The sequence below is a fragment of the Streptomyces sp. NPDC059456 genome (assembly GCF_042750055.1).
GTDB lineage: Bacteria > Actinomycetota > Actinomycetes > Streptomycetales > Streptomycetaceae > Streptomyces.
Window position 1 is genome coordinate 13,380 of record NZ_JBHYVA010000053.1, and the last position, 8,915, is coordinate 22,294.

Annotated in this window: 6 protein-coding genes and 1 pseudogene; 5 read left to right on the forward strand and 2 right to left on the reverse strand. The window is 73.8% G+C overall.

The window, feature by feature from the left end; genetic code table 11:
- The 5 genes and pseudogenes from ACFXA3_RS07820 to ACFXA3_RS07840 all read left to right on the forward strand — a co-directional run.
- Positions 1-460, forward strand: a pseudogene (locus tag ACFXA3_RS07820) (hypothetical protein); the annotation flags it as partial.
- Positions 457-1,956, forward strand: coding sequence for a phytoene desaturase family protein (locus ACFXA3_RS07825; protein ID WP_385183469.1), 1,500 nt, complete (start codon positions 457-459; stop codon positions 1,954-1,956). The pseudogene ACFXA3_RS07820 and the gene ACFXA3_RS07825, both read left to right, overlap by 4 nt.
- A gap of 931 nt (positions 1,957-2,887) precedes the next feature.
- Positions 2,888-3,988 (forward strand): bifunctional DNA primase/polymerase, encoded by a 1,101-nt coding sequence (locus tag ACFXA3_RS07830; protein ID WP_385183472.1) that lies wholly within the window; start codon positions 2,888-2,890, stop codon positions 3,986-3,988.
- Positions 3,985-5,676 (forward strand): phage/plasmid primase, P4 family, encoded by a 1,692-nt coding sequence (locus ACFXA3_RS07835; RefSeq protein WP_385183475.1) that lies wholly within the window; start codon positions 3,985-3,987, stop codon positions 5,674-5,676. The genes ACFXA3_RS07830 and ACFXA3_RS07835 overlap by 4 nt, the downstream gene beginning before the upstream one ends.
- A gap of 180 nt (positions 5,677-5,856) precedes the next feature.
- Positions 5,857-6,234 carry a DUF6009 family protein gene (locus tag ACFXA3_RS07840; protein WP_054225930.1) on the forward strand — a complete coding sequence of 126 codons (378 nt, stop codon included), beginning with the start codon at positions 5,857-5,859 and terminating at the stop codon, positions 6,232-6,234.
- Positions 6,235-6,554: 320 nt separating this feature from the next.
- Here ACFXA3_RS07840 and tpg read toward each other — a convergent pair whose 3' ends face one another.
- Positions 6,555-7,109: a telomere-protecting terminal protein Tpg gene (tpg, locus tag ACFXA3_RS07845; protein WP_385183478.1), complete on the reverse strand. Its 555-nt coding sequence runs from the start codon at positions 7,107-7,109 to the stop codon at positions 6,555-6,557.
- Between the two features lie 6 nt (positions 7,110-7,115).
- Positions 7,116-8,915 (reverse strand): telomere-associated protein Tap (gene tap, locus ACFXA3_RS07850; protein WP_385183481.1); only part of this gene is annotated, 1,800 nt, incomplete at its 5' end.

Genomic DNA, 8,915 nt, shown 5'->3' on the forward strand with positions numbered 1-8,915 from the left:
GTGTGGGGGGGGGGGGGGGGGGCCCCCGCCGGCCGCCCCCCCCTCGCGGGGCGCGGGGGGGGGGGGGGGCGGGGGCCCCCCGCCCCAGCGCCTGGCCATCGCCCGCACCCTGTTGCAGCGCCCGCGCATCGTGCTGCTGGACGAGGCCACGGCGAGTCTGGACGGGGAGGCGGAGGCGGCGCTGCGCGAGAGCATCGCCGCGATCAGCAGGCACTGCGCGGTCGTCGCCATCGCGCACCGCTTCTCGACCATCACCCGGGCCGAGAAGATCGTCGTACTGGAGGGGGGCACCGTACGGGCCACCGGTACGCACGCGGAGCTCCGGCTGAGCGATCCGCTGTACCGCAGGCTGGCGGAACGGCAGGAACAGCAGCAACAGGGGGAGCGGCGGGACGCGGCGGACACCGCCGAGGCCGCCGATGCCGCTGACGCCGTCGGTGTGCGCGGGACGGTCGCGTGAGCGCGGGTGCGGGTGCGGGTGCGGACACCGCCGTCGTCGTCGGGACCGGGCCCAACGGGCTCGCCGCCGCCGTCACCCTGGCCCGCGCCGGGGTGAAGGTCGAACTGTACGAGGCGCACGGCACGATCGGCGGCGGCCTGCGCACCCGCTCCCTCTTCGACCCGGACATCGAGCACGACATCTGCGCGGCCGTGCACCCGATGGCGGCGGCCTCCCCCTTCTTCCGGGAGTTCGGCCTGGCGGCCCGCGGGGTGGAGCTGCTGCACGCCGAGGCCTCGTACGCCCATCCCCTGGCCGGCGCGCGCAGCGCCGTCGCGTACCGGGACCTGGAGCGCACCTGCGCGGGGCTGGGCCCCGACGGGGCGCGCTGGAGGGCCCTGATGGGGCCGCTGCTGGAGCACACCGACGCCGTCACCGAGCTGATCCTGTCCGGGCCGCGCGCCCTGCCCGCCGCGTGGCGCTCCGCGCTGCCCGCGGCGCTGCGGCTCGGGCCGCGCGCGCTCGCCCACGGAACCCCGCTGGCGGCCCGGCAGTTCACGGGCGAGCCGGCGCGGGCCCTGCTCGCCGGGGTGGCCGCGCATGCGGTGGGGCGGCTGCCGTCGCCCGCCGGAGCCGGGGTGGCGCTGCTGCTCGGGCACCTGGCGCACGGCAGCGGCTGGCCGCTGGCCCGCGGCGGCAGCGCGCGGATCGCCGACGCCCTCGCGGCCGACGTCACCGCGCACGGCGGGGTGTTCCACACCGGGCGCCGCATCGAGGACCTGCGCGAGCTGCCGGCCGCGCGGGCCGTGCTGCTCGACGTCGCGCCCAAGGGGCTGCTGCGGATCGCGGGCGACCGGCTGCCGGACCGCTACCGGCGGCGGCTGGCACGGTTCCGCTACGGCCCGGCCGCGGCCAAGGTCGACTTCCTCGTCTCCGGGCCCGTGCCGTGGGCCGACCCGGAGACGGGCCGGGCCCTCACCGTGCACCTGGGGGGTACGCAGGCCGAGGTGTTCCGGCAGGAGACGCTGACCGCGCGGGGGGTCGCCACCGCGGAGCCGTTCGTCCTGGTCGTCGACCCGGCGGTGGCCGATCCGGGGCGGGCCCGGCCGGGCAGGCGGCCGCTGTGGGCGTACGCGCACGTCCCGCACGGGAGCACGGCGGACCCGTACGAGCTGATCCGGCGGCGGATCGAGCGGTACGCGCCCGGTTTCACGGACACGGTGCTCGCGCACCGGTCGGTGACGGGCGCCGCGTACGAGGAGTACAACGCGAACTACGTGGGCGGGGACATCGGGGCGGGGGCCATGACCCTCGTGCAGAGCCTGGCCCGGCCGACGGCGCAGGCCGACCCGTACCGGACGCCGCTGGCGGGGGTCTACCTCTGCTCGGCCTCGACGCCGCCCGGGCCCGGGGTGCACGGGATGTCCGGGTACCTGGCGGCGCGGTCGGCGCTGCGGCGCGAGTTCGGGGTACGGGTGGCACCGCGGCTGGGCCCGGAGGGACCGGCGGCCCCCTGAGCGAGCGGCTCCGCCGGGTGCCGGGGCCGGGGCGAAGCCCCCTCCCCCGCCCCGGCCGGCTGCGGCCGTACCCCGGGTCCCCCTGCCGTTCGCCCGGGCGGCGTTTCGCCGGCCCCCGGTTCAGGCCGACGTTCCGCGGGTGCGGCGTGGCGGGTGGGTGAAGGCGGGGAGAGGTCCGGGCGCGGTGGAGGGTCTGGGGCCGGGGGTTCCCGGAGTCTGGGTGTGCGGCCCCCTCCCGCGGTGCCCCCTCCCCCCGACAGGTACTGAACGCCGGTGGGTCCGCTTCGGTCCCTGTCCCTTCAGTCACTGCCTAAACCTGCAGGTCAGCGGGCTAGGGCCGGTGGTTCAGGGACTGGAGGGACTCAACTTTGCAGTTATGAGCCGCATATGGAATACCAGGCTTCTTATATGCCTGCGCGCATACACGCACGCACGTAAAGAGTGGAAGTAGTGATTCTCAGTCCCTTCAGTCCCTGAGTGGCGGAACACAAGGCTCTGACCTGCGGTTTTGCTCAGGGACTGAAAAGGGAGGGACTGAACCGGGGTCCGAGTGCTTCAGTACCTGTGCGCGGGGCCCCCTGGACCACGGCCCTCGCGTCGTCTTCGCGTCGCCCTTGCGCCGCGCTGGAGAGCCACTGGAGCCGTCGGGTGGGAGCCGGGGGTCCGGTCGCGACACGCCCGGGCCGACAGCCGATTCGAAGACGGAACTTTTCCGGACGAACCAGGGTAGAACTTCAGGGACTGAGGGACTGAAGGGACTGAACTCTCGATATACCTGTGCCTGCGGCCCGAGCTTCGGCAGTCCCTGCGGTAATCTCCGCGATAGTGAATCTTCAGTCCCTCTGGTCCCTGAGGCGCAGGTCATCCTGCACGTCAGGGACCGGCCGGGGGCCGAGGAGCCGTCCCCCGACACCGCGTCAAGGAAGAGCCAGTGCTGGTCCATCCCGAGAACCCGCGCCGAGGCGCGACCGGCGGGACGGCGCTGGAGGTGGCGGCCTGGCTGGCGGCGCGCGGACATCCGGTGCACCCCCTGGCCCCGGGGACCAAGACGCCTGCCGCGAACTGCCGGGAGTGCACGGGCCGTCGGCACTCCCCCGCGGCGTGCCCCTGCCATGCGGAAGGCCGTTGGTGCCACGGGTTCCACGCGGCCACCACCGACCTGGACACGCTGCGCGAATGGTGGCGCAGGGAGCCCGAGTTCGGGATCGGCGTGGCCTGCGGTGCCGCGGGGCTGGTCGTCATCGACGTCGACGCCCATGCCGCCACGGTGCCCGACAGGAACCGTCTGCTGCCCGGCATCCCCATCGACGACCGCGTCGACCTGACCGGTCTGGAGAGCGGTTTCGACACCCTCGCCCTGCTGGCCGCCCACCGGGGCCGCCCCGACCCCTGCGAGGACACAGGGACCCTGAGGGTCCGTACGCCCTCCGGAGGGATGCACATCTGGTACCGGGCGCCCGAGGGAGGTCCGCGGCTGCGGTGTTCCAGCGGGTCGAGCTCCCGCGTCGCGCTCGCCTGGCAGGTCGACGTACGGGCCGAAGGCGGCTACATCGTCGCGCCGACGACGCGTACCGCGGCCGGCGTCTACGAGGCCCTGCCCGGGGCCCGGCTGCCCGGGGCCCTGCCGTCGTGGCTCGCCGCCGAACTCGTCCGTACCGGGCACGTGGTGGAGGACCACTCCCCCGCGCCCTCCCCCGTGCGTTCTGCGGCTCCCGGATCCGGGTCGCGGCCCTCTGCGCCCGGCGGTGGCCGGGAGGCCGGCAGACGGCTGCTGGGAGGCCTTCTGGCGGAAGTCGGCTCCTGTGGGACGAGCTCGTCCGGAACGGCCTTCAGCGAGAAGCTCAACCGCGCGGCGTTCACCGCGGGGGGTCTCGTCGCGGGCGGCCACCTCGACGCGGCGGAGGGCCGCCTGCTCCTGCTCGAAGCGGCGGACCGGGCCCGGCCCCACCAGCCGCGCCGCAACGTCCTCATCGTCGACACGGGGCTGCGCGCCGGAAGCGATCGACCGATCCACCCCAAGGAACGCACATGAGCAGCGCCAGGAGCACGGGGTTCAACGCCCAGGCGGCGGCGGAACAGCTCGCCGCGTTCGCCACCGAGCCGACGGCGGAGCCGGGCATGTCCGGCGAGGCCGCCGCCGGCTCCGCGCTGTCCACGGCACCGGCGCCCGCGTCCACGGCGTCCGCCGCGTTCGCCGCAGCGGCGGCGCGCGGCCGGCGCCGGCTGCCCGCGCAGCAGAACGCCGCCCCGGTCCCCCCCGCCGCCGGGGACGCCTCCGACTTCATCCAGACCGGGCTCCTGCACAACCTCAGCGACCGCGGCAACGCCAAACTGTTCGCCCACCTCCACCACGACCGGTTCCGGCACGTCGAGGGACTGGGCTGGTACGTCTGGGACGAGTACCGCTGGAAGCGCACCGGCGGCGAGAAGGCCGCCATCTGGGCCGCGGGCGACATGGCGGAGGAACTTCCCGTCCACGACCCGCGCGGCGTCTTCTCGGACCGGGAGCTGGCCCAGCACCGCAGGCGCGCGATGTCCACCTCGGGCGTCAAGGCCATGCTCACCCAGGCCAAGGCCTCCCCCGAACTGGCCCTGGACCCCGACACCCTCGACGGTGACAAGTACGCCCTGTGCACCCCGGCCGGTGTTGTGGACCTGCGCACGGGTGACCTGCACAAGCCGGACCCCACCCGTGACCTGCACTCGCGGGCCACCCACCTGGCGCCCGAGGCGATGCCGACCCCCCGCTTCCACCGCTTCCTCGACGAGACGTTCGGGGACGACGAGAAGGGCCGGGAGATGATCAACTTTCTTCATCTCCTGCTCGGCTACTCCATCACCGGCGACGTCGGCGGCCAGGTCCTGCCCTTCCTCTACGGCGTCGGCGCGAACGGCAAGTCCGCCCTCCTCGACGTCGTCATCAAGATCCTCGGCGACTACGCGGACGTGGCACCGCCCGGGTTCCTCATGGAGCGCGGCAAGTTCAACGAGCACTCCACCGAGCTCACCGAACTCCACGGCCGGCGCCTGTTCGTCTGCAGCGAGCTCAAGCCCCACGACAAGTTCGACGAGGCCCGGGTCAAGCTGCTGACCGGCGGCGACCGGCTCAAGGCGCGCCGGATGCGGCAGGACTTCTTCAGCTTCGAGCCCACCCACAAGCTCTGGCTGCTAGGCAACCACCGCCCGGAAGTGGGCACCGGCGGCCACGCCTTCTGGCGCCGGATCCGGCTCATCCCGTTCGAGAAGGTCGTCCCCGACCACCGCAAGATCGACAACCTGGCGGAGACGCTCGTCCAGGAGGAGGGCGCCGGGATCCTCCACTGGATGATCCAGGGGGCCAAGGCGTATCTCGCGGCCAAGCCCGCGCTGACCGGACCGAGCGTCGTGCGCAGCGCCACCCAGGCCTACGCCACGACCGAGGACCACATCGGGCGGTTCCTCGTCGAGTGCTGCACCACGGGCGCGGACCTGCCCGACCCCCGCGACCTCAAGGTGGAGCAGGGAGCCCTCTACCGGGCGTACAGTGCCTGGTGCCTCGACGGCGAGGGTCTGAGGCCCGCGACCACGCGCGCGTTCGCGACACGCATCCGCGCCGAGGTCGGTGTCGCCTCGCCGAACGAGATGCTCCGCTCGAACGGGCAGAAGTTCTACCCGGGACTGGCTCTCCTGGCCGATGAGGAGCAGACTCCGCGCGAGGCGAACAGGGCAACCACGAGGTGACCCGACGATGGGTGATGCCGCCCCGGGGTGGGCACGCCTACGATGGACAAGGAAGATGAACAGACCCACCACCCGGCAGCGGCCAGCAGGGTCCTGCTGTATACCGGCATCGGCGCCGTCCGCGGCGTGGAGGGACCAGGGGCCCGGCAGGGCCCGTGTGATCGAGGAGGGACCCAGGCCATGAGCTCGCTACTGTCATCAAGCGATCTCGCCCACGAGGACAAAGTGGTGTGGCTGGAGGACCCCGAAGAGCTCGACTACGTGCGCCAGGCCCTGGACAAAACGCCCCGCCGCCGGGGCAAGCCGCGCTACCACCGCGACGGACGCATGATCGGCTTCACCGAGCTCGGCGACACCGCCGAGGCGGACCCGGACAGCGGACTCCAGAAGCGGCGCGTCTTCTACCTGCTGCCGCACGACCGGGACGCCGAGCCGCACGGCCTGTACCGGGAGGGCGCGCCGGGCGAGGCGGTCGACCCCCGGACCATCGGGCCCCGGCAGGTCGGCAGGAAGACCGAGCGCTCGCAGCGCGGTCTGTCCACGCCCACGGTCGCCTGATCGGGTTCTTCTTTCAGTCCCTGAGTCCCTGAGTCCCTGAGTCCCTGAGTCCCTGAGTCCCTGGGTCTGGGTCCCTGAGTCCTGAGTCCCTGCTCCCTGGGTGCCTCGGTCCCTGGGTGCCGAGGGCTTTCGGTCCCCCAGTTCCCCAGTCCCCCGGCTTCTCGGGGCTTTGCCGTCCCTTGGGTTTTTCAGTCCCTTCGGTCCCTTGGGTCCCTGGCCGGTGCCGTACGGGCCGGGCGTACGGGCGCAGGTAAACGGAATACCGAATTTCGGTCCCTTCAGTCCCTGCGGTCCCTACGGACGGTGCGGACCGGCCGCGGTCAGAACGCGAAGTCGACGTAGTCGATGTCCGTGAACTCGACCAGCAGGCCGCCGGCGCGCGCACCGTTGTCCTTGAAGTAGATCTCCTGGAGCCCCTCCGCGGCGATGGCGCGCAGCTGCGCCTCGCCGGCGCCCGCCTCCTGGGCGGCGAACAGGCGTCCCGCGTACTCGGGCGGCAGGTGCTGGGTGATGCGGCGCATGCGGCCGTCGTCGGTGGTGCCGGGCGCGGCGGTGAAGCCGAAGCGGGCGCGGGTCTCGATGACCAGGCCGGTCGTCCGCGCCGCCCTCGCGCGGGCACGCTTGCGGACCAGGGGCTGCCAGCGGCGGCGCACCTCCGACTCCAGGCGGGCGGCGAGGGCCGGCTTGGGCTGCCTGATCTGGTCCCTGACGTAGCGCTCGACCGTGCGCTGGGAGATGCCGAGCAGCCGGGCCACCGCGCGGGTGGTCTTCAGCTGCTTGACGAGGAACCGCATCCGGGCGCCCGCCGACTTGGGGATGGCGCGGGTGAAGTGCTGCTCGTCGGCGCGGGTCAGGCTGTCGTCGATCTCGGGCATGTCTGGCTACTCTCCGTCGGCTGCCGCGTCGTGGCCCTTGATGTGGCGGGCGGGGTTGAGACCCTGGTCGAGCATCTCCACGGCCCACAGGAGGGACTGGGTGCCCTCGTGCTTGACCATGCCGGGGCTGACGCCGAGACGGAAGCCGCCGGGGAGCGGCTTGCCCTCGGGGGTGCGGGGCAGGAAGTCGAGGGGGCTCGGGCCGTCGCAGAGGTACACGGCGCAGTCGGAGAGGACGGCGACGGGGTACTGGCCGGCGGCCGTGGCCAGCTTGTTCATCTTGCGGTGCATGTTGACCCGGGCCGTGGAGATGACGGCGGCGCGGATGTCGGGGCGCCAGGTGGGGCGTTCGAGGGCGGGCCAGGGCTCGCCCGGACGGTAGCCGGCGCCCTGGGGGCGTTCACGGAGCTTGCCGATGCCGCCCTTGACGGTGGACTTGATGGCGGAGAGGACCGGCTTCAGCACGGGATCCGGGTGCTCATGGAGTTCGGCCATCGCCGCCAGGAACTCGGGCTCGGAAAGCGCCGAGGTGACGCCGAGATCGGCCATGGTGGCCACGTACGCGTCACGCAGGCGGGTGTACCAGGCGTCGAGGTACGGGCCGTTGTCCGGGCGGAGCCAGGCCTCGGTGGGGTGGACGGGGTGGCCGAGCTCCTGGGCGTAGGCCAGGGTCGGGGTCGCGTACCAGGCGGGGCCGGTCGGCGGCCGGCCCGTGGGGGTGAACGGGCTGGGGAGGCGCGGATCGAGGGCGAGGCCGGAGAGGTCCGCCAGCCAGCAGCCCGGTGTCTTCGGGTCGAAGCGCGGGCTCGCGGTGTGGACGGCGGGGCCGAGACCGACGGGGAGACGGTTGGCCGCCGCGGCGAACGCCATGTTCACGTCGATGCCGACGGCGTGGGTGCGGGTGCACTCGGCGTCGGTGAGGAGCTGGGGGTCACGGATCCAGTCGTACGCCTCTTCGTCGAGGACCTGGTCCGGGGTGCGCTGGTGGGAACGGGGGTACAGGGCGGCGACGACCGGGTGCTCGTCGGGGGCCTCCGGAGGGGCCGGGTCGACGGGGCGCAGGAGCGAGCCGGGGACGGGCGCGGACTCCCAGACCTGGGTGTCGGGGTTTCGGGCCGCGCGGGTGGGCGGGCGCAGGGCCGTCATGAGCTCCAGGCCGGACACGGCGGTGGAGCCGCGCGGGGTGAGGACGCGGGAGGCGTACGTGGTGAGCAGCGCGGCGAGCTCCGGGGCGGGGAGGTCGGCGGTGTGCTCGCCCCAGGCGCGGGCGTCGAGGGCGCCCCAGGGGAGGATCGCGAGCTGGACGCACTGGCGGCCGGTGGTGGGGGAGGCCGGGCGGTAGATGCGGGGCCAGGGGCCGAAACCGCGGCGGGTGAGCTGCCACTTGCTCTTGGACAGCAGCTTGAGGGTGGGGTGGTTGTCGGGGAGGCGGAGCGTGCGGCGGTCCTCCAGGGTGGGGGGCAGACCGAGGGCCTCGGCGGCGGCGGGGGTGAGGACGAGGAGGGGGTCGCCGTCCTTGCCGTTGCGGTGGAGCCGGGGGGAGCGGAGATCGGCGTCGGGGCCGAGGGCCCACGCGATGAGGGCGGGGAGGTCGGTGCGGGCCTTGGCCGGGAGGGGGAGGAGGAGGCCGGAGGCGGCGTGGGCCTTGTCGGTGCCGTCCAGGACGACGAGGGGGCCGTTCCCCTCCAGGGGTGTGGGGGAGGGGGTGCGGGGGCGGATGGGCTTCCGGGGTGCGGCTGCGGGCTGCGGGGACCCGGGCTCCCCCCCCGAGCCCCCCGCCCGGGTGAGGGCCGGGGCCGCGGGCGG